At 37.7% G+C, this 21679-nt stretch carries 15 protein-coding genes; 1 reads left to right on the top strand and 14 read right to left on the bottom strand.

Features of this window, described 5'->3' with window-relative positions:
- The 13 genes from BMZ58_RS14695 to murJ form a co-directional block, all read right to left on the bottom strand.
- The coding region (locus tag BMZ58_RS14695; RefSeq protein ID WP_139207351.1) for a helix-turn-helix domain-containing protein at window positions 1-270 on the bottom strand (270 nt) is incomplete at its 3' end.
- Window positions 271-346: 76 nt separating this feature from the next.
- On the bottom strand, window positions 347-1444 hold the full coding sequence (gene wecB, locus BMZ58_RS14690; protein WP_075037312.1) for a non-hydrolyzing UDP-N-acetylglucosamine 2-epimerase: 1098 nt from the start codon (window positions 1442-1444) through the stop codon (window positions 347-349).
- 84 nt (window positions 1445-1528) lie between these two features.
- A complete protein-coding gene (locus BMZ58_RS14685) occupies window positions 1529-3151 on the bottom strand; it encodes an ABC transporter ATP-binding protein (protein ID WP_075037311.1) in 1623 nt (540 codons plus the stop codon).
- A gap of 15 nt (window positions 3152-3166) precedes the next feature.
- Window positions 3167-3970 (bottom strand): ABC transporter permease, encoded by an 804-nt coding sequence (locus BMZ58_RS14680; RefSeq protein ID WP_075037310.1) that lies wholly within the window; start codon window positions 3968-3970, stop codon window positions 3167-3169.
- Window positions 3967-5247 (bottom strand): nucleotide sugar dehydrogenase, encoded by a 1281-nt coding sequence (locus BMZ58_RS14675; RefSeq protein WP_075037309.1) that lies wholly within the window; start codon window positions 5245-5247, stop codon window positions 3967-3969. Before BMZ58_RS14675 ends, BMZ58_RS14680 begins: the two co-directional genes overlap by 4 nt.
- A 15-nt stretch (window positions 5248-5262) precedes the next feature.
- Window positions 5263-7728, bottom strand: coding sequence for a heparinase II/III domain-containing protein (locus BMZ58_RS14670; protein ID WP_244151591.1), 2466 nt, complete (start codon window positions 7726-7728; stop codon window positions 5263-5265).
- Between the two features lie 11 nt (window positions 7729-7739).
- Complete coding sequence (locus BMZ58_RS14665; protein ID WP_075037308.1) at window positions 7740-10439, bottom strand: glycosyltransferase; 2700 nt, start codon at window positions 10437-10439, stop codon at window positions 7740-7742.
- Between the two features lie 2 nt (window positions 10440-10441).
- Complete coding sequence (locus BMZ58_RS14660; protein ID WP_075037307.1) at window positions 10442-11386, bottom strand: hypothetical protein; 945 nt, start codon at window positions 11384-11386, stop codon at window positions 10442-10444.
- A gap of 3 nt (window positions 11387-11389) precedes the next feature.
- Window positions 11390-12703 carry a glycosyltransferase gene (locus tag BMZ58_RS14655; RefSeq protein WP_075037306.1) on the bottom strand — a complete coding sequence of 438 codons (1314 nt, stop codon included), beginning with the start codon at window positions 12701-12703 and terminating at the stop codon, window positions 11390-11392.
- Window positions 12696-13958, bottom strand: coding sequence for a glycosyltransferase family 4 protein (locus tag BMZ58_RS14650; protein WP_244151589.1), 1263 nt, complete (start codon window positions 13956-13958; stop codon window positions 12696-12698). Before BMZ58_RS14650 ends, BMZ58_RS14655 begins: the two co-directional genes overlap by 8 nt.
- Before the next feature lie 656 nt (window positions 13959-14614).
- On the bottom strand, window positions 14615-15697 hold the full coding sequence (locus BMZ58_RS14645) for a glycosyltransferase (RefSeq protein ID WP_208601422.1): 1083 nt from the start codon (window positions 15695-15697) through the stop codon (window positions 14615-14617).
- Between the two features lie 20 nt (window positions 15698-15717).
- A complete protein-coding gene (locus BMZ58_RS14640; RefSeq protein WP_167360093.1) occupies window positions 15718-16509 on the bottom strand; it encodes a PIG-L deacetylase family protein in 792 nt (263 codons plus the stop codon).
- 96 nt (window positions 16510-16605) lie between these two features.
- On the bottom strand, window positions 16606-18117 hold the full coding sequence (murJ, locus tag BMZ58_RS14635; protein WP_075037303.1) for a murein biosynthesis integral membrane protein MurJ: 1512 nt from the start codon (window positions 18115-18117) through the stop codon (window positions 16606-16608).
- A gap of 329 nt (window positions 18118-18446) precedes the next feature.
- Between murJ and BMZ58_RS14630 the strand changes: the two genes are divergently transcribed.
- A complete protein-coding gene (locus BMZ58_RS14630) occupies window positions 18447-19433 on the top strand; it encodes a C40 family peptidase (RefSeq protein ID WP_075037302.1) in 987 nt (328 codons plus the stop codon).
- Window positions 19434-20084: 651 nt separating this feature from the next.
- Here BMZ58_RS14630 and BMZ58_RS14625 read toward each other — a convergent pair.
- Window positions 20085-21452 (bottom strand): N-acetylmuramoyl-L-alanine amidase, encoded by a 1368-nt coding sequence (locus BMZ58_RS14625; protein ID WP_075037301.1) that lies wholly within the window; start codon window positions 21450-21452, stop codon window positions 20085-20087.
- Window positions 21453-21679: the final 227 nt, after the last annotated feature.

Genomic DNA, 21679 nt, shown 5'->3' with positions numbered 1-21679 from the left:
CAGTTGGAAAGCAATCGCAGTCTCCTGAAGAGAAGCTCCTGTCTGTTTCCTAAAGTTTAATACATCCATCTTGAATTGGACAGGGTAGACTTTTTTAGAATGCTTCCTTTTTAACCCTTCTTCCCCGAATGCTTGATAAGCATGAACCCAACGTAAAATTTGAGTATCACTAGGGATCGAGTACTTTTTAGCTAATAGAACGTACCCTTGATGTCCCTGGAGATATTCCCTTACCACCTTCAATTTAAATTCCTTACTATACTTTGCCATACAAAACACCCCGGAAGTTAGATTTTTTTACTCTAACTTCCGGGGTGCACTACCTTGCCCACTCTTCTTTTTCTGTTTACTCTTCTTTTTCTAACACATCAGCAATTCTCTTACTAGCTAATCCATCCCCATATGGATTGCTGGCCTGACTCATTTCTTTATATGCTTCTCCATTTTCAAGAAGGAGTTTGAAGTTTTTATAAATATTTTCTTCATTCGTTCCAACAAGTTTTAACGTACCTGCAGCTACACCTTCCGGACGCTCAGTCGTATCCCTCATAACGAGCACGGGTTTACCTAGACTTGGAGCTTCCTCTTGGATACCACCACTATCTGTCAAGATCATATAGGACCTTGAAAGGAAGTTATGGAAGTCCAAAACTTCCAATGGCTCAATAATCCTCACGCGATCATGATTACCAAGAATATCATTAGCCGCTTCCCTTACTACAGGATTCATATGAATAGGATAAATCACTTTAATATCTTCATGTTCATCAACAATCCTCTTAATTGCTTTAAACATATTCCTCATCGGTTCTCCAAGGTTCTCTCGTCGATGAGCTGTAATCATGATCAAACGACTGTCTGATGCCCATAAGACCTGTTCATGCTCATAATCCTCTCTGACCGTTGTGTTAAGAGCATCAATCGCTGTATTCCCAGTTACAAAGATACTTGGTTCGTCCTTTTTCTCTCCTAAGAGATTCTCTTTTGCCATTTCTGTCGGAGCAAAGTTATACTTCGCCACTAAACCGACTGCTTGTCGATTAAATTCCTCAGGATATGGGGAATAAATATCATACGTACGAAGACCAGCTTCCACATGCCCTACTGGGATTTGTAAATAAAAACATGCTAACGAAGTGACAAAGGTAGTGGATGTGTCTCCGTGTACCAATACAACATCCGGTTTCACTTCATCGAGCACTGCTTTCATCTTATCCAGAATGTTTGTAGTTACATCAAACAACGTCTGCTTATCTTTCATAATGGATAAGTTGTAATCCGGTTCTACACTAAATGCATTTAATACTTGCTGTAGCATTTCCTTATGCTGACCAGTAACACATACGGTTGTTTCTATATTTGTTCTAGTTTCTAATTCTTTTACTAATGGACACATTTTAATGGCTTCAGGCCTTGTGCCGAATACGACCATAACTTTTTTCATTTCTTTAATCCTCATTTCAAAACTTATAGTGACGACTACATTTCACTCAATCCGTCTTCATCTAACGCTACACGAAGTTTATCATTAATCATTTGGAAAAAAAGACATTCTTTTCTCTTCCACATCTAGAATGACATTATATTGATCCAATTTGACGTAGTAGCTTCCATTACCATCAGTAGCCGCTAAGGAATTTTCTTTAATATCTTCAATAATCGGACTACCAAGGTCAATCGAATACACATGAATTGCTTTCATTGAGCCTTCTTCGTCAAAGAGATAAGCTAAATGATCATTAGAATATTCTAAAAGCACATCACCTTTGGGGAATTCAATCTCACTAGTCATTCCATTAAAAATAGACTTGATTTCGTCAATATTTGCCGAACTAAAAGCGAAAAAGTATTCGTACGATTGTACAAATCTACTGCTGAACGATCTGGATATTTCCTCAAGGGTAAACTCTGAGTTATGACTTTCACCATTTACTAGGCCTATTTTGTCTTTAGATGCATAAAAGATACTGTTTTGATACTTTAGTTTATAAGACTTGCCAATAAGACCTTGAACATATAGCTTTGTAAGGGAAGGAACAACCTCTTTATTATTTATGAGTTCCACATCCTCATATAAAATAAGTTGTCCTAACGCAATCGCTTCTTGATTGATTTCTTCGTCTATAGTTTCAGACTGAGTTTGAAGTTTTTCGCTATTTTCTGACTGAACTTCTTTAGAATTTAAATTCATATTTTTCCATTTGCTTGAAACTATCTCGGAAGGATTCTCAAAAAACATGGAGGCCCCACTCAATAATGTCAATAACATCATTAAGAACGCTGGGATTAATGACTTAACCCCAGTATTCTTCCCTTTCTCACTATTTTGGAATGAAGATCCGTTGTTATTTCCACTAAATTTGCCAAATTGTGTAGCAAGCATGTCTTTCTTATGGTTCTTTTTTTCAGCTTTAGTTAACTCATTAAACCAACTAATATAGGCATTGTATTCCTTTGCTACTTTAGCTGTTGTATCAAACATTCTCATTTGGCCGTAGCTCACCCAAATGATTCTGTCAGATATTTTCTTTACCTGGGACAAGGAGTGACTGATAAAAAATATCGTTTTTCCTTGTTCTTTGAATTCCTTAAATTTATCGACACACTTCTGATGGAAAGTAGAATCCCCTACAGACAAAGCTTCATCTACAATAAGAATATCTGGTTCGATATGAACTGATATCGCAAATCCTAGGCGGGACTTCATTCCACTTGAATAATTCTTTATCGGTTGATAGATAAATTCACCTATATCAGCAAAATCAATAATATACGGGGAGATTTTGGCTATTTCCGTCTTACTCAACCCGTGCATTAGACACTTGAGTTCTATATTTTCATAGCCTGTCAAATGATTATTTAATCCGGCTGAAATAGCAACCAAGGATGTCTCTCCTTCAATGTTAATGTTCCCGGAAGAAGGAGGGACTACTTGAGCTAACAAATTAGATAAGGTCGATTTACCCGATCCGTTGGTTCCGATAATACCTATCGTTTCTCCGGGGTCCACTTCAAAAGAAATATCATGTAATGCTAAAAAACTTCTATTAATACGTTTAAAGGATAAAATGTCTAGCAATTGATCTGATTTCTTCTTAAATAGACTATACTCTTTGGTGACGTTCGAAAATTTTACTACTGGCTTTGTCATTCATAAGCCTCCAAATTACAAGTAATCTACAAATTTACTCTTAAAGTTTTCATGCAACGTTGAACCCACCAATAATATTAGTATGGTTATTGACCAAAAATATAGCATATAACGCCAATCTTCATAAAACCAGCCGCCTCCAAGAAAAGTATCCCGAAAACCATTGACAATATAAGCAAATGGGTTTAGTTTGATTACCGTTTGTAGTTTCTCAGGGAAACTATCCATACTCCAAAAAATGGGTGTTACAAAGAAGAGCATCCTCATTACAGATTGAACTAGCAATTGATAATCGCGAATGATTGCAGAAATTGTAGATGAAAATAGGGTAAATGCATACATGAATGTAAACATACATAGCAAATAATACGGAAGTTGAATTAAGGAAACACCGCCGTATATTCCGTGAGCAAATACCACTGCGAACAATAGAATCATCATGAACGCAAAATTTACCGCATTCCCTAATATAGTTATAGAAGGTAGTACGCTTACTGGGAAATTCATTTTAGATACAAGATTAACTTTGCTGTATATACTATTTGACCCTTGTACAATGCTAGGTGATATAAAAAACCAAGGAACAATCCCTAGCAATAAATAGACAATGAAGGGCGTGTCTCCTACAGCCCCTCCTTGTCTTAATCCAACTCCAAAAACGAACCAATAAACCCCGACTTGAATCATTGGGTTAATAATTTGCCACAAAATACCCAAGTAGTGCATTTGATATTTCCCTTTAATCTCAAAAAGGGCGAGTCTTAGTATCAGTGGAAAATTTATTAGTTGCTCCTTCATGATTCTAAGCGCAGGTGTCATGCCATGACCGTTGCTTTCTTCTTATATTGATGAAGGTTTCCGAAATTCATATAGGCTACCTCTTCATTCACGTTCCTCACTATGTTCTTCGTGTCAAATACTTGAGTATTATTCATAAACGCCTCTAGCATATTCCAGTCTAGTTCTTTGAATTCATTATGATCAGTTAATAGCAAGATTAAATCAGAACCTTTGACGGCTTCTTTTATGTCACTCTCCACAAAGGCTTTATCCACGTGAGGATCGTACGCACGTACTTCAAAGGTGCTTTGCTCCCTCAAAGTTTCATAGATTTCCATTGCGGGACTTTCACGAATATCGTCTACATTTCCTTTATAAGCAAGACCAAATACTGTAACTACTTTTCCATCCACATTCTTCATCAGTTTATGAACATTGCCAATGACAAATTCAGGCATAGAAACATTGACAGCACGTGCCTGATCAATCAATTTAGCTGTTTCGGGAGCCTTTGAAACGATGAAATATGGATCTACTGCCAAGCAATGCCCACCAACACCCGGTCCTGGTGTGTGCAAGTTCACGCGTGGATGTTTATTAGCCATATCAATCACATCGAGAGCATTTATTTCCAATTCATCACAAATTTTAGTTAATTCATTTGCTAGAGCAATGTTTACATCTCGGTAAGTATTTTCCATTAACTTAGACATTTCAGCCGTCTTCGCCTGAGTTTTAATAATTTCACCTTCAACAAAGGTTTCATATACTTCTGCTCCAGCTTCTGTACATGCTTCTGTAATCCCACCAACAATACGATTATTGTAAATTAATTCGTGCATAATCTGCCCTGGCAGTACTCTTTCTGGACAATGCACGAGAAAGATGTCTTCCCCGACAATAAAACCAGCCTCTTCAACTAATGGTTTGATATGGTCATCCATTGTTCGTGGTTCAATCGTGGATTCCACGATTAACACATTTCCTTTTTCTACAAAAGGAAGTATATTCTTAACTGCGTCTTTCACGTATGTTAAATCACAAGATTTATGCTCATCATCATTATTAGGAGTAGGGACAGCGATGATGAATGCATCAGCTTTCTCCGGTTGTAAAGAGGCACTGAACTTGCCTGCCTCCACTACTTCAGTCAAAGTCTCTTGTAAGCCGGGCTCTTCGATATGGATCTTCCCATTATTCAGTGATTCAACTACTCTTTCACTTACATCTACACCAACTACGTTCACCCCGTATTTCGCAAACATTACAGATGTTGGTAACCCGATATATCCTAGACCAATTGTAGTTAATTTCATTATAATTCCTCCCTCTTAAATAAATGTACTTACTGTATCGTTTAATAAATCAATGGTAAGTTTTCCAGCTTTATATTTTGCTGAGTGAAATTCATTTATAGAATCTTCTCCTAATTTAAAGACAGTTAAAAGGTGACCTTTTTTACACTTTTTGATAAATTCCAGCTGTTTGGTCTCTATGACCTTGCCGAATTTTTCTGCTATTAAAGCGCGTGGTTCATCTAAGTTTCCCTCATGGATAAGCAATTCATCATAAGGAGTGTATTGTTCCATTTCTATTAGATCCTTATCTGATTTAAGTTTCACTTTCCTCGGTGACTGCTCTAAGATTTCAATATTTGGTGCTAAATTGAATAGCTGAGAAAAATCTCTTTGTTTATCACTATCAATCTCATCGACAATTACAACAATATGAGGTTTGAAGAACAAAACTGTTCTTTCCAGCTTAACGCCAGGGTAAGCATTATTATGCCCTTTTACTATATCTAAGCGGTTATTCGTCATAAAAGATGATGTAGCAATTGTTTTTTGGCCCTTCGACTCATCCAATTTATACCGCTTATTCCTTAAAGACAATATAGAATGAGCATTAGGTGATTTAACGTAACCTCTTATCTTTGATTTTCCATAACTATATTTTCCGGAATCAACTAGTATATCGCTGCCATTGTAAAATAGGGAGATAGAAAGGTCATCAAAATGTTTATGTGTAATTGTTTCGTAACCACTAACAAATGATAGCCAAGTGGATTGCTTATCTTCCTTCCCGAATTTTTCCTGCATAATAGTTATACCAGCTGTCTGATCATGAAAGCTATCAAATTTCTTTTCCGTCCCTTTTACAGCTAATTTTCCCGAATCACCAATTAGAGGCATAAACCCATCTGGTTTCGTTATATATTTATAATAATCGTTAGATAACCCCAGTAAGTCAATTAAATCTTTTCCGAGTGTCAACTGGTTTTTCTTTAGAAACTGCTCGGTTGAACGATAGAGAGTTTCAACAATTCGATGGTACTCCGGACTATTTTCGAGATGCACACCTTGATGGCTGTAACTAGAGTAAAATGTATCCTTTAGACGCCAAATCCCTTTTTGAATCCAATTAGCTGAATTAGGATGTTTCATTACTATACCTAACAAAATCAAAGCTCTATCCATCATAATACCGTGATTATTCTTTCTGTAATTATCATCAGACATTAAATATTCAGCATGCTTCTCCACTAGCTTAGCATACTTCTTTGTGTCTAAATGAATATGCTTTTGAGAGAGAACCAAAAAGTAAACTAGATTATGTGCTCTATATGCCGTCGGATGATCATACCAAAGCATAGAATTATCTGGATCTTTATCGTTATATGCTATCCACGACTCAGTAATTTCATGGGCTTTTAACAAATACTTGAGGTTTGAAGATTGTTCAAAAGCGTTTAGCAAGTAACTGAGGACGTTTAGAGACTGTAAATACAACTGATAAGTGTTTCCACTAGCACCATGCTCATAATCCCAATTTATCCCTTCAGAAAAATCTATTGAATCTAAACCATTCTTTATAAAGAAGTTATTTCTTAATATTTGGTTTCCTATATCTGTTGACTTTCTATTAACATTAGTAATTTTAATAAGCTGGGACGTCTCTAAAGAATTCAACTTGATAAAAGAACATTGGGAAGGAGTTTCATTCAATACATGCAAAGTATCTTCTTTTCCTTTAGGAAGGTGTCCTTCCTGTTCATTGTGATAAAAATTAAACAAAATATGATTTTTATCTTTTCTATTTTTTATACCTTCTAACAAAGCCAATAAATGATTACTAACATCATGTTTACAAGCAAGATTTTGCAGATAGTATATCTTAGGAATATAATCATATTCCTTGAAGAGTTCTACTAGGGATAACCGCACCTTATATTCTTGGGTAATTTCGTCTCTGTCCATTTGTGGATACGAACACTTGTACATGGCTTCAACATGTTGTTTATAGTATTTGCTTACATCAATTTGTGGGTTATTTACTATAGCAGTAGAACCCTCAACTAATGTAGCTAAATACATTGACATAAACCCACCTGCGGAACTTCCATAAAATTGTACTTTATCAGGTTCATAGTTCACTTTCGATAAAATTCTATTTAATATATTCGCAATCTCTTTTAAATAAAATCGCTCTTTTGTTCCTTGTCCCCATCCTAGATTGATTTTACCTAAATATAATGTAGGATCACTTACTATAATCACAGAGCCTATAATCTTATTCATCCATGAATGTCTCTGAAATATAGGGGGATTATTCTTTTCAGCGTTGTAAGCGCCATTATTCATAATTAGTAAACGTTCAGAAGTTTCACGAAGGCGTACGAGGAATTCAAAAGGTACTCCATCTTTCATCACTCTGAAAATAGTTGGTTCGTCAGTGAAAAAGTTCGTTTTTCCCAAATCTTCAAAATTCAATTCAAGCATTTGATAATTTTCTGACAATATTCCCACCTCTAGCTAGACAGATTTTTTATGATTCCTTCATAGTCCCCTTTGCTGTACAAGTCTTCAAATTCCTTGAATCTTTCATCCTTATTATCCAAATGCTTACGGTATAAGTCATATATTTTATAAAGAGTGTCTATAGAATCTTTTTGATCCACTTCTGATATTCTATTTAGTCTTTTAAGATACCAATTCTTGAAGTAAAACGTAAATCTTTTGTCCATATAGGTATCTAGAAGCTCATACCTTACCAAAAATGGCAAGCGTTCTTTTTCTAATATCAAATATTTCTCAAAAAATTTCTTTGAGATAGTGTTTGTTACTGACCCAGCAACCGCAGCATAATAAATATGAATCGTTAAATTTATTACTTTGGTTTTCTTAGAGTTGAGCATTAATTCTTGGAAGAACATCGTGTCCTGCCCTGCAGCACTTTCTACCATTTCAAGGCCATGATCGATAATAAGTTCTTTCTTCATCAACATTGTTTGAATACTATGAGCACGCATATTTACAGCCTTCAAGAACTCTTTTGGATCAATGACCTCTTCACTGTTCAAACAATTTGTGACAATTTTATAATAATCAAAATTGCTCCGACGCTCATTATCCAGTTTAATCATATTCCCCATAACGATATCAAGCTCATCATCTTGTTTCATCATTGAGTATAATTCTGCATAACCGTCATTCACTGCTTCGTTATCTGGATCCAAATAGGTTACATAAGGTGCAGTTGCAAGTTGTACCCCTTTATTTCTTGGCCTTGATGCACTTCCACTGCCACTACCATCAAATCTGTATAAGTTCACATTTTCGAAACCTTCATATAAACGTCTTGTTGCCCTGATTGTTTCCGGGTCTGTGGATCCATCATCGATTAAGAGAATTTCCATTTGATCAAAAATACTGCTTCTTTTTAAAGATTGGAAACACTTATTTAGAAGGTGTTTACCATTATTGTAAACAGGTACAATGACCGTCACGTCATAGTTTTTTTGCGTAGTGGGATTCTCAACTACATGATTTATAGAATTATACTCAAAGTGATCAATAGAGTAACCGTTGGGTACCTGTTCATTCTTACCAAGGTTCACCAAATCTTCTAATCTAAAGGAATCACTCCAGAAAACCGTTTGATATTTGTCTTTTACAATGGAAACAAAATCATGCTCTACACCTTCTGATAATTGATCACGATCATAAAACACATCTTTAGTGACATAATCACTATTAGTATATTTAAAGCCGTTTACCATATCTTCTAAATAATGATCTCCGTAATGTCGATTTCCATCGATGAAAGTAATCATATCAAATTGTTCTTTGAATTCCTCTGTCAAAGAATCCAAAGCAACTAAGTGTTTATGAGGGTATGTTTGTAATTCAAATATATCCTTAGTACTCCCTGTAATCTTATCAGCAACTACTAAGACCTTCTTCGTTGGGTCCTGCGTCTTTCCAGCCAGACCCACCTTCGCTAATAAATCATCAAATCGATCAAATGTTGTATGGTTTGACATTACATTTCTAATCCCGTTAATTTGATGCTGATACACTTCTTCATCAGGCATCTTTGTAAGAATTTCAGTCGCTTCTCGTTTATTATGAACCATGAATACGTTAGGAAATTTATTGTTAACTCCAACACTATAATTAGACAAAATTACGTTACCAATGGCTTGCAATTCATAAATACGGTTTGCAAACATTGTTTCACTATATTTAATTGAATTAAGGTTTATTGCCCAATCATAGAGTTTATGAATTTTTTGCAGATAGTCATGCGGTATGGCTGGCGAAATATACTTCACATATTTCCGCGGAAAAAAGTAATCAGGATGATCAATAGTATAATTACGATCAATGATTTTTAAATCACGTCCCGAGTCCACCACGCCATCAAATATAGTAATGGTTTCCTTTTGACGTTCTGGATACTTATTCAACCATGAGCCGGCAAAGAATACATCTTTGAATTTCTTCACACTCTTCATTCCAACAGGGTTATGGTATAAAGGGTTTACTCCAAATTCAAGAATATGAACATTTTCGTTTTTACATTCATTTTTGTAATCATCAACAACTTCTTTCGCCGTGGTAAAAATGTGATCACATTTTTTGGCTATGTCTATGAAACGGTCATAGTTAACAGGATCTTCTTTAGAATAGAAAACAATCTTGACTCCATCTTGTTTAAAGAAATCTATCATTTCATAGAGTTCTTTACGCCTATTCGATTTTGAGTTGGCTACTCCACGCCATTCCCTATTAAGACCCTTCCAAGTAGTTGCAACGAAAAAGATATCTAACTTTCCCTTGTATTTTTTATAATTTTTGGCAGTTAAATAATTGAAGTTAGCAACATCTTTAAACGAATGATACAAAAATTCATCAGCCACGATGCCGACATTCACGTTTCTCTTAGTAAAGAACTTACTCCCATTACTATCTGGTATATCTGTAATCAATTGCTTAATACGTGAAAAATACTTTTCATCTGCTGTTCTCTTTCTATAATCCAAATAATCTTTCGTTTTGTCATTTGTTGAATCTACAGATTTTGATGTTTCTTTTTTATTTTCTTGAGGAACTGTCCCACTCTTTAAGTTTGTAATTTCTTTATACTCTTGATTTATGGAAAGTTGTAATGTTTTCTGTTCTCTTTCTATCGACTTTAATCTCTTGTCAATACTGACGATATTCATAGTTATTTACCTCGCTTTATACGGTTGATAAATTTCCAATATGCAATAGTCATTCTTCCTAATTTAGAGGTACTCAACGATTCATAGCGCTTTATCAACTTTCTGTGCGATTTCAACAGCAGAGCTTCCTTCTTGAACATCTGAATTATTTGTTCTTTCAATTTAACTTTTTGCTCTTTTTCTTTGATTAGTTGCTGGGTTAATCGTTGAACGTCTTTTGATTTAGTATTTCGAGGTTTATCTTTCTCCTGATTCTGTTTAATTTTATCAACGACAGTTGCTTGTTTTTTTATTAACTTTGCAAGATCATTATGTGAAATTTTTTCCTGTTGCAAATCCTCTATATAATTCTCTAATTGACGGACCTTATAGATAAGTTCATTCTCTTTATTTAGTGAATTTTTTATTATAGATGATACATAATTAGTATCTTGTGCACTATTTTCATTCGCAAAAACAATTCCCGCCCAATCGGAGGATACAAAACAATCGACTAGTCGACCTAGGGAAAACTCTGAAATGAGTTGATTAATTAAGTACATTCGCTCGTGAACAGTTTCCCTGTTTGGTTCAGTTGTAAGTAATATCAGTTTTCCATTTTCAGACCATATTCTATCGATGACGTTTTTAATGGAATCCTTATTTTCCGCTATGGTTAACAAGTTTTCTTGAATAACAATTGTATTAAAATTTCCATCTAAAACATCTGGCTCTATAAAATTTACGGTCTTCGAAAAAGCGACATTCGAATTAAATTCCATATTTACTTGTAAAGCATCCATTAACCATGGTGCAGTGTTTTTCTGGTGTTCTAAATCACGGGCAGATAGGCTGGACTCTAATACGTAAGGTCCTGTAATATGCTCTTTCAACCATGCAACTGGGTTAGTTGTTAAAGGTTGATCTTTTGTTTGTTGCTTTACTTCCCTTTCATAAACCTGAACCATTTGCTACACTCCTTCTGCTAGCAAGCTTTTTGTATTCATGTGATATACCTCTAGCAATGAATATTTCTCTTCTTCCCAGTTATACTTTAAGCTTGCATCATAACAATTCTTAGATAATTTATTTCTTAATTGTTCATTTGCTAATATATGATTTACAGCTACTCCGATTGATTTGTAATCATGAGAATCTACACAAATGCCCACTCTTTCGCCTTTGACAACTCTTTCTACTTCAGGAAAACTACAGGCCACAATCGGTATTCCACTCATCATATATTCAAATAATTTGTTTGAAGATGCCGAATAATGATTGAAACACACATTATTTAATACCTGAAACCCAATATAAGCATTTCTTGTATAACTAGGCAGGTCCGACAACGGGACTTTAGGAAGAAATTTCACTCTATCTTCCACTTCCATTTCTTGAACCATCTTTTTAAGTTGAGGTTTAATCTTTCCATCTCCTATGAAGACAAGCGTCCCTTCTTCTATGAGTGACATGGCTTTCACTAATTTATCAAGTCCTCTTCCGGTTTGAATGCCACCTTGATACAAAAGAATTTTTTCATCATCAGGCAAATCAAGCATCTCATGTAAGGGAGCTTTCTCTTGTGAGTGTTTAGATTCTAGTTTAATTGGGTAATTGTGTACTACATTCGGATAAAACCCATATAGATCTTCGTTATACTTTGCACGTGTATGATTCTCAACAATCATGGAATCGATCTTAGATATGAGGAAAGCTTCCAACTTTGCATGGTATTCACTTTCATAACCTGTTCTGCTTGTTTGTACTTCATGAGAGTCGTAAACAAGTTTTTTTCTATTAAAACGCAATTTCGAGCATATATATCCTTGAGGAAGGGTATTAAGATCATTAGAATGATAGATTGAATAATTCCGTTGATAACCTCTTAATATCATACGAAGGATGATACTTCCTCTAATCCAAACTACTCTAACTTTTGTTTTAAGTAAGGCAAAGGAAAGAGCTGTAAGAGTTCCAATAAAAACTGGACTTGTGTACATACACACGAGCCAAACCAAAAAGGCAAGTATGGCTAAAAGTCTATTCCCCATTATGAACCGATAAGCCTTTTGCATAAATTGTAATAGTACCGGATACCTCCGCACACGAAAAACTCGGAAGTTTTCATCACGTTCTTCATACATGGGGAGACCCTCGTCTTTAGGGTCATGAATGCATATTAAATCTACTTTATAATCTTGTTCTGAAAGTGCTGTGCATTCACGAAGGACTCTAGCATCGTTCGTAAAATGGTTCCATACAAACATGCATACATTCTTATTCATTAAAGTTCAACCTTACGTAGTTTATTTCCATTCGCTCTTCCTGTTCTTCACTTTCTATCAACTCAAGAAGAGAATGGATGTTTTTTTCCCACAAAAAATTTTCTTTAACGTACTGCTGTGCGTTATTACTCATTCTACGCTGTAATAGAGTGTCATTTAAAAGTCTATCAACGTAAGCTATCAAATTATCCGCATCCTTGGTCTGTGAAACAAAACCTGCATCTTTCTCTTCGATCACTTCTTTTGCAAACCCATCTACTGAGCCCACTACTGGTACACCACATGTCATATAATCTATGATTTTACCTGGAAGCACAGTTTTAAAAACCTCTTTATCTACCAAAGTAACTATACCTACCTGATGTGAAGCAATGATTTCAAAACACTCTGCCCGTGTAACCGGTTGTACAAATTTTACGTTCTGAAGACATCTTGCATCGATTTCTGTCTTTAAGTGCTGGCTGTGGTAGCCGTACCCCATTATGGTTAAATCCACATGCCTTTTATTCAGCTCTTCTGCTAGTAATAATAGCATTTCGTTATCTTGAGCCAGTCCTAAATTCCCAGCATAAATAGCTTTAAATTGACCTTGGCTTTGAGTATCAGTTGCCACCTCATGAAGTCTAGCCGCGTTAGGTACATATGTAACCTTACCTGCTGCAGTTTCCTGTTGACCTTCTATGTGGCTGATAAATCCTCGACTGTTGACCACTATTTCATCCGCTTTTTTATATAACAACTTCTCAATACGTCGGAATAGACGAATAATAAAAGGATTGTTAAATACACCTACCCCTTTCAACGAATCTGGCCACAAGTCCCTAATTTCGAGAACAAGCTTAGCTCTGAATTTGAACTTAGCTACAAGACCGACAACCGCAACAAAAATTGGAGGAGAAGTGGTATAGACATAATCATAGTTCCTGCTTCTCTTCAGAACAGTCTTCACCATTTTAGAAGCCATTTCTAAATAATAAATAAGTCTGTTGGAAAAACTTCTTGAATACTTCCTATTCCTGATCTTCACTCGCGTTATATCGGGGGTAGTATTTAATTCTTCGTGGTCCCAAAATGAGGAGTCTTCATAGAAGTTTCGGTTCGGATAAGTAGGATCAGTAGTTATAACCTCTACATCATAGCCAGACTCTTTCAGCATCAGATAGATATTTTTCATCCTATTGCCTGCACTACCGATTTCAGGGTAAAAGTTTTGTGTGATAATTAATATTCTTTTTGACATAATCCCTCTTTCCATAAACATACGAATGACAGGGAAATTCATTGTAGGTTTATTTTACAAAAGATTTATAAAGTTCTCTTCTTTTGGAATTTATGGTCCTAATCATATTAAAACCCCAACTGTATAAATGTGTACATCAGATGGGGTAACTTATATGATATCGGGAGATATAATTTGTACTATAGAAACGGAACGCTTTTTTCAACTTTCAATATTATATCAGTAATTCCCCTCAGAATGAAGACATTTAGAGAAAATTTTACAATTTATTGACTATTTTTAGCGAAAATTATAGAAATAAAGTTAGGACATTAGAAGCATGGAATTCCCTGACATTATTTATTATTCATAGAGATGAAATTGGATATTTCATTAAGGAAGGTTTTCAGAATATAAATGGAAAAAACCGTTACAAATGGGGATGAGGATGAACGTATGAAGATTCTCAGCATAAGGGGGGACACTGATCCATTTCCGAATCAGAGACAATCATTCAATTTTAACTGAAGCAACCTTAAACAAGTGTATCGAATGTGTAAATGTTTTAGAACAAGAGAGAATGCATAATTAATGCATTCTCTCCTTCTAGAGATTCAATAGAACCAAAAAAGTGATCCCTGCACCTTACAAAGGACCACTTCAATCACTCCAAGGCAAAATATTCCGCTTCATTATCCGTAAAGATTTATGATTCGTTTCAACATGACTTCATCATCATTCTCTTGAGCAAGTCGTTCACCTGTAGAGACCATTCCTTCTCTCAAGGAAGCACCCTCTAACACTCGCTTAATTCCCTCTGCGAGGGAGAGCGCGTCTTTCGGTGGCACAAGCTCCCCTGCTCCGTTCTTCAACAAATAGGATAAGCCGCCGACATCAGAGGCAACCACCGGAGTGTGACAGGACATCGCTTCCAGTGCCACTAAACCGAAACCTTCGATGTGAGACGGAAGCACAAAAAGATCGGCAGCCGCCATCCATTGCGCTACTACTTTCTGGTCTTTTGTTCCATGAAAGTGGACGAGTTCTCTATTCTCTGGTACAATACTTGCCTTCAGTTCATGGAGAAAATTTATATTTTTTTTACTACCAAGGATGTGCAGTTCTATTTCCTTGTTTTCCTGTCGAAGTTGTTGAAAGGCGGAAAGCAACTCGCGCAATCCTTTTGCTTCTATTAAATTTCCGACAAACAAGATATGCTGACTGTCCAGTGATAAATTCAGTTCTTTTTTAGCCTCTTCCGTATCTATCGGGGCAAAGACTTGACGGTTGACTCCCATATTGATTAGGGAGACTTTTTCTTCGTTCACGCCAAAATTCGTTGTGACCTCTTCCTTCAACGCTTCCCCCACCACAATCACATGGTCTGATTCCTTTAAAATGTACTCCGTCATTTTACGGATCCACCTGTTCTTTTTCGCCATCTGATCAAGATCCCCGCCGTGGGAAGTGACGACTAGTTTTGTATGAAAAAGCTTTTTGAACAAAAGGGCAGGTAACCCGCTCGGAAAGATATAGTGAGCATGAACCACATCAAAACTACGGCCTTTCCGAAGTTTTATCAGAGTCTTCAAAAGCCATATTCCATATTTCTTCAGTACGTTTACTTTTCCACCACGGTTATCCTTGTTGACGGCTATCTCAATATCGAGCCCCTTTTCCTTTAAGGCTTCCACTTGGTTCTTTACAAAAATTCCATAGGTTGGATTTTTACGACTAGGGTACATATTGCTGATTACGAGTACGCGTTTTCCCATGTTGAGCTCCTTCCTGACAACTAAAGAGAGTGGCGATAGAAATCTTTCTTTTGATCGTAATTCTTGAAGATTGCCCATAGAAGGGTATCTGTCCTGTTGACTTGTTTGAAAAGCTTCGGAAAGTTCAGTTGCTTTTGTTGTAAAGCATCGCAATGCTTGATAAAGTCTCTTTTCTCTAGTTCGATGAATCCCTCTGCGGATGGAATTCGATCTTTCGCTAAGTTCCCTTTCAATTGGTTCAACTCGAGAAAACCATCAAAAGCGATCGTCTGAGAAGCAAACACTTCGGTCGCTTGTACTTTCTTTCCATACTGGTCTGTCGTATCAATCAAACAGTTAATAAAGTCTGGCGGAAAAGCACAGTTGATTTCATACATACGGACAACGACTTCACGATTTATTTCTTTCAATGTATCCGCTAGAAGCTGAGCTGTTGCTGTATGGTCCGTATGTGCGTCAATGTATGGTGTCGTATAAATCACATCAGGGTTCAGTCTTTCGATCGTTTCTTTAAGATATCGAATGTTTTCCGGCTCACTACTCACCCCGCCATCAGGGAGATCCATATAGGAGACACTCGACAGCTTTAGAATGTTTACGACTTGTTCGATTTCATCTCGACGGCTTTGTTTCAATTCTTCTTCGCTCATATCACTGACACTGCCGCCACCATCTGTGATAAAAATACAGTGGATTTCCGCGCCATGTTCGGCATGCTTTCTTAATGTCGCTCCAGGGCCGATGGTTTCGTCATCCATATGGGGAGCAAGCACCAATATCGTCTGCTCCTTTTCCACCTGTTTTGTTTCCATGGATCCACTGTAATGATTTTTCAAGATGTTCCTTGTTAAAGGTCGATTGACGGGTCTAGTTACATTCATCAACCATTCTTTTTTTATTCATACCATTCACCCCTTACGTTTCGTTATGTTTCTTAATAAGAATAGGAATGCATGAGCTTTTAATAAATAAGCTGCCCCAATGAAGAAAATAGCCCCGACGATTGCCACAACGACGATTTCCAGTAGATTAGGCCAGCCTGCCACTAATTGCTGGACTCCTAAAACAGCCCCACTCATCACAGCAACGGCCAAAGTAATCTTCAAATAATCTTTCAATAAATATTTGAAATCCAGTCCTCCGACCAAGCGGACAAATACGACTAAACAAGCAGCTGTATAGAAAAAAGCCATCAGGGAAGCTGCCAGCGGGATGCCTAAATAGCCGAGCCATTCGGCAAACAGGAAGTTGAACAATACGTTAAAAGCGATCGACACACTGCTGATGATCAGGATGAGGTGCCCTTTCTTCATCGTATAGAACCCTTTGTTAATGACATTGTTCAAACTAAAGAACACCACAGAACCGAAGTATAGGTATGCGACTTGTGTCGTTGCTACGGTCGCTTCCTCACTGAAAGCACCGCGTTCATAAAAGAGCTCGATCAGGTTAGGCATCAATAACATCATTCCGATGACTGCAGGCAAAAGGACCAGGTACATTGTAGTCAAACCTTTTTCAATGCCTCTTTTGAACTGGTCCGTATCGTTTACTGTCACTGCCTTCGATAACAACGGAAAAATAATGGTCGCAATGGTGACACCGAAAATCGCTTGCGGCATGTGGACAAGGTTTTTCGCGTAGTTGATGTATGTTACCGCACCTTCTCCCTGATGACTCGCAAAAATGACACCAACCATCAAGTTGACCTGCCCCACAGCGACGGTTAACCCGACGGGCAGGAAGATCCAGTAAAACTGTCTCACTTCTCCCCAATCGATCTTCTGTTTTACATCCATTACCTTCCGCGGCACGACTATAAACAGTTTGAAAATCAAAGAGAAGATCGTTCCGGCTAAATAACCGAGCGCCAGGGAATAGGCGCCGATCTGATTCGCAAACAGGAAAGCAGCAAATATCGAACTTAAAATGACGATGATTTGTGAAACAATCGATAAAGAGAACTTGCTCTCCGCATCAAAAAATGCTTCCAAAACACTATTCATGCCTACAAAAGAAATACAGGCGAAGAATATGATCGTCACCCATGTAGCTATTTGTGTCGCTTCTTCATTAAAGTCCGGATAAAGGAGCGGCATTAATACTGGGGCAATCAACATGCCGATAATCGACAAAATGAACGCTAGTACAAATGACCCTTTGAATACTTGCCCAAGATAAACTTTTCCTCTATTTTCTTCTACCGATTCGATATAACTCGGTACAAGCGCATTTTTCATTCCATTCGTCATGAACAGGATCAACATATTCGGGATGATGAATGCCGCTAAGTAAGCATCAGCCACATAACTATCCCCAAAGTAGTAAGCGATGACCATATCGCGGATTAATCCTGATACTTTCAGGAGCAATGTCGCTCCGATAAATAATATACTTGCGATTCCTAATTTTGATTTCAATGTATATACCTCTTTCAATCCATAGCTTTTCTATATCAATGATTATCACTATAAATCAACTGCCATGATTTTACCATAGAACGAAGCCGTCTTTCAGTGCACGGAAAGTACTTCTATTGATAATAGGAAACTTTATCTAATTCATAAGCCACCTAAAACCACTGTTTCCTATTAACATGATTAAACGGTGGATTTTACCCGTTTGCCAAGGCAGTAAAACCTATGAAACTTAAATGTTACACAAATGTAAAACTATGACGAATATTGTTGTGTTACGCTTATAAAGGATTAAGAGAGTAGACAAAAACACAAGGGGAGTATTACTACAAATGAGAAAAGTCTTTACGTCACTTGTCGCATTCGCCACGGTCTTTCTACTATTTACACCAAATGCTTTTGCAGGCCAAAAGGTTCGGGACCAAGTAGTAGATATTGCACATCAGTATTCTGGTTCACCATATGTTTACGGAGGAACATCTCCGAGCGGTTTCGATTGCTCTGGCTTTACACAATATGTTTTCGCTAAAGCAGGAATCGACCTCAACCGCACATCACGTTCCCAGTATCAGCAAGGCGAATACGTCAGTCGTTCTGACTTGAAGCCAGGGGACCTGGTTTTCTTCGGCAGCCCGATCTGGCACGTAGGTATTTACATAGGCAATAACAAAATGATTTCGGCTGAAAACTCAAGAGATGATATTGAAGTTGCCTCCCTTTCAGGCTATTGGGGCCGTAACTATACAGGCGCGAAACGTGTGATTGATGACGAACCTGTCAAAGTTGCTGAAAAACAACCGGAAACACTTGATCAATATAACGACGTACGCGTTGGCTATTGGGCAGCAGATCACATCGAGCACATGAGCAATGAGGGGATCATCGAAGGATACAATGGTTCTTTCATGCCAACGAATAACATTACGCGTGGTTCTGTAGCGAAGATGCTATCAACTGCTCTAGGAATCAGCCCATCTAACGATCAACAGTTCTCTGATGTTCCTTCTTCCCACTGGGCTTCTGGATATATCAACGCCCTTGCGAAGAAAGGTTATATCACTGGATATACAGACGGTAAATTCGCTCCAAATGATGATATTACACGTGAAGAGATTGCTGCTCTATTCAACAAAGTATTCGACTTGGGTGGTTCGACTTCTGACTTCTCAGATGTTAATAGTAATCACTGGGCATATGACGAGATTCAGAGCTTAGCAGCTTCTGGTGTAACACACGGTTATACGGATAATACTTTCCGTCCTACAAATGAAGCGTCTAGAAGTGAATTCACCGTATTCCTCTACCGCGCTACTAACTAATAAACCAAAAAGGTTCTCTGCACTTAGCAGAGAACCTTTTTTTATTCAGTTATAGCTCCCTTACCTCGAAGACCCAGTTTCGAGACTTTAGGGGGAGATTAGGGACTTCGGGAAAAGGTTCGTCCAGTTCCATCGCCCAGGGCGATTCCACATTTGAACACTTTCCGTGGGGCGGGCGCTGAGCCCACAGGAGTCTCACCATTTCCCTCCTCCCCTTTCCATGATAAGTATCTCGAAACCGCTTCAAGAATAAGCGAAAATGAAGGTTAGTACGCGTTTTCAAAACCATGCGTCCCATGTCGTATAACGCACTCTATTAACACAGGACAGGGGTATAATGGAAGACATACATTTTGGTAAAGGGGTTTGTTTCTCCTTTACTTCTGATGGGGTGGTGAGGAAGCTGCGAGACTCCCGTGGGAGAAGGAGGTAGGCGAGATCCCTCAGGGCTTCAGCCCGAGGAAGCTCGCCAGGTCCCCCACAGGAAAGCGAGTTGCTTCCCCACTACCCCTGACACTTCATACGGCAAGAACCCCGGTTATCTCAAAATCGAGTCTTCCAGAATACTGCCATATAGGGGAATAATGATAGGTTTAGTGAAAATAAAAAAGGGAAAGCAGAGGATGGTAGCCCTGCTTTCCCTTTTTTGTGTTAACTCTCTTTCCATTCGAAATAATCGATAATACCTTCAGAAATTGCCTTCGCCGCTCGGTCTCTCCAGTAACTGGATCCTAGCTTGGAGGCATCTGAAGCGTTTGTCGTAAACCCTAATTCGACTAGTGTCGAAGGAATCGGCGTGCTTCTGATCACCCGGTAAGGAACGTCTTTAACACCTCGATCTTTGGTATCAATCGCTTTGTATAAACGATTCTGAATGAATGTTGCTAATTGTTTACTATCTGTAACTCTCTGACTTTGTGAGGAATAATATGTTTCTGTCCCATTTGCACTGGGGTCACTGAATGCATTGGAATGAATACTGACAAACGCATCTGCACCATGATTTACTGCATAGGCATTACGATCATCCAGCGGAATAAACGTATCATCATCTCTTGTCATAATTACTTCTACGCCAGCATTTTCTAAGTAACCTCGTATCCGTTTGCTTACATTCAAATTGATTTCTTTTTCTACTAATCCATTAAATTGAGCTCCACCATCGGCACCGCCATGTCCTGCATCTATTGCAATAGAGCGGTTACCGCTTACTGTACTGGCGGTATAATCACTATGTACATAACCATTGAGGTTTCCAGTTGAGATTCTCAACCATTCTCCATCCACATGATGTACCTTCACCGTAGTTCCTCTGGTAATTTGGCCGACACGAGAGTAAGAAGTACTAGGACCAGACCGTACATTCAGTACACCGGCAGTTACGACACGTTCTTCAATCGTATCCCCTTCTTGTGAAACTTTGAAATCATCGTTCAATCCGCGAGCGACGAGTAAAGAAAACTCTGTTCTAGTAATAGTTTTTTCAGGTTTAAAAGTACCATCACTATAGCCGTTTGCAATCCCAGCTGTTGTTACCTTATTAATCGCTTCATATTGCGACCCTGCACTTTCTACATCTTTGTAGGACACTGGGCTTTGTCTTGAAAGAGAAAATGCTTTAGAAATAAGATAGGCCATTTCTCCTCGTGTCATCGATTCCTTCGGCTTAAATGTGCCATCAGGGTATCCTGTGATGATTCCTTGTTCGTAGGCTGATTGTATGTAACCTGATGCAAATGAATCTGCATCCACTCCCGGAAACACAGTATTTCTTTTATTTCCATTTAATCCTAAAGCTCTTCCGACCATTGTGGCTGCTTGTTCCCGTGTAACTTCATCATTCGGCACGAAATCTCCACTAGGATAGCCCTTAACAATTCCCCGTTCTACTAAATAATTGATTTCTGTTTTATATTTAGCAGGAATATCATGCATCGCATGGGCTTTTCCTTGCGGGATAAATACGGCAATGGCGAAAAGCAAAATACCCAAACATCCATATAACCATTTTTTCGACATGTTCGACTACGCTCCTCCTTTATCTTACAAGCTTCTGTATATACATTATCTATTATACTATCTTTTATTTGCTAATAAAGGGGATAAATCGACTCATTTCGCATTTTTTCCAATTTATTTTCTTGCCACCATTCAAAAATTTCAGAGACAAGATTTAGAAATAGAGAATGTTATCTTCTCCCTAAGGATACGGAGTCTGAGAAACGACGATTTTCTGTATTCTGGAT

It is taken from the genome of Halobacillus dabanensis (genome assembly GCF_900114165.1).
GTDB classification, from domain to species: domain Bacteria; phylum Bacillota; class Bacilli; order Bacillales; family Halobacillaceae; genus Halobacillus; species Halobacillus dabanensis.
The sequence above is the reverse complement of the archived record's forward strand: the minus strand, read 5'-3'. Positions and strand labels throughout refer to the sequence as shown.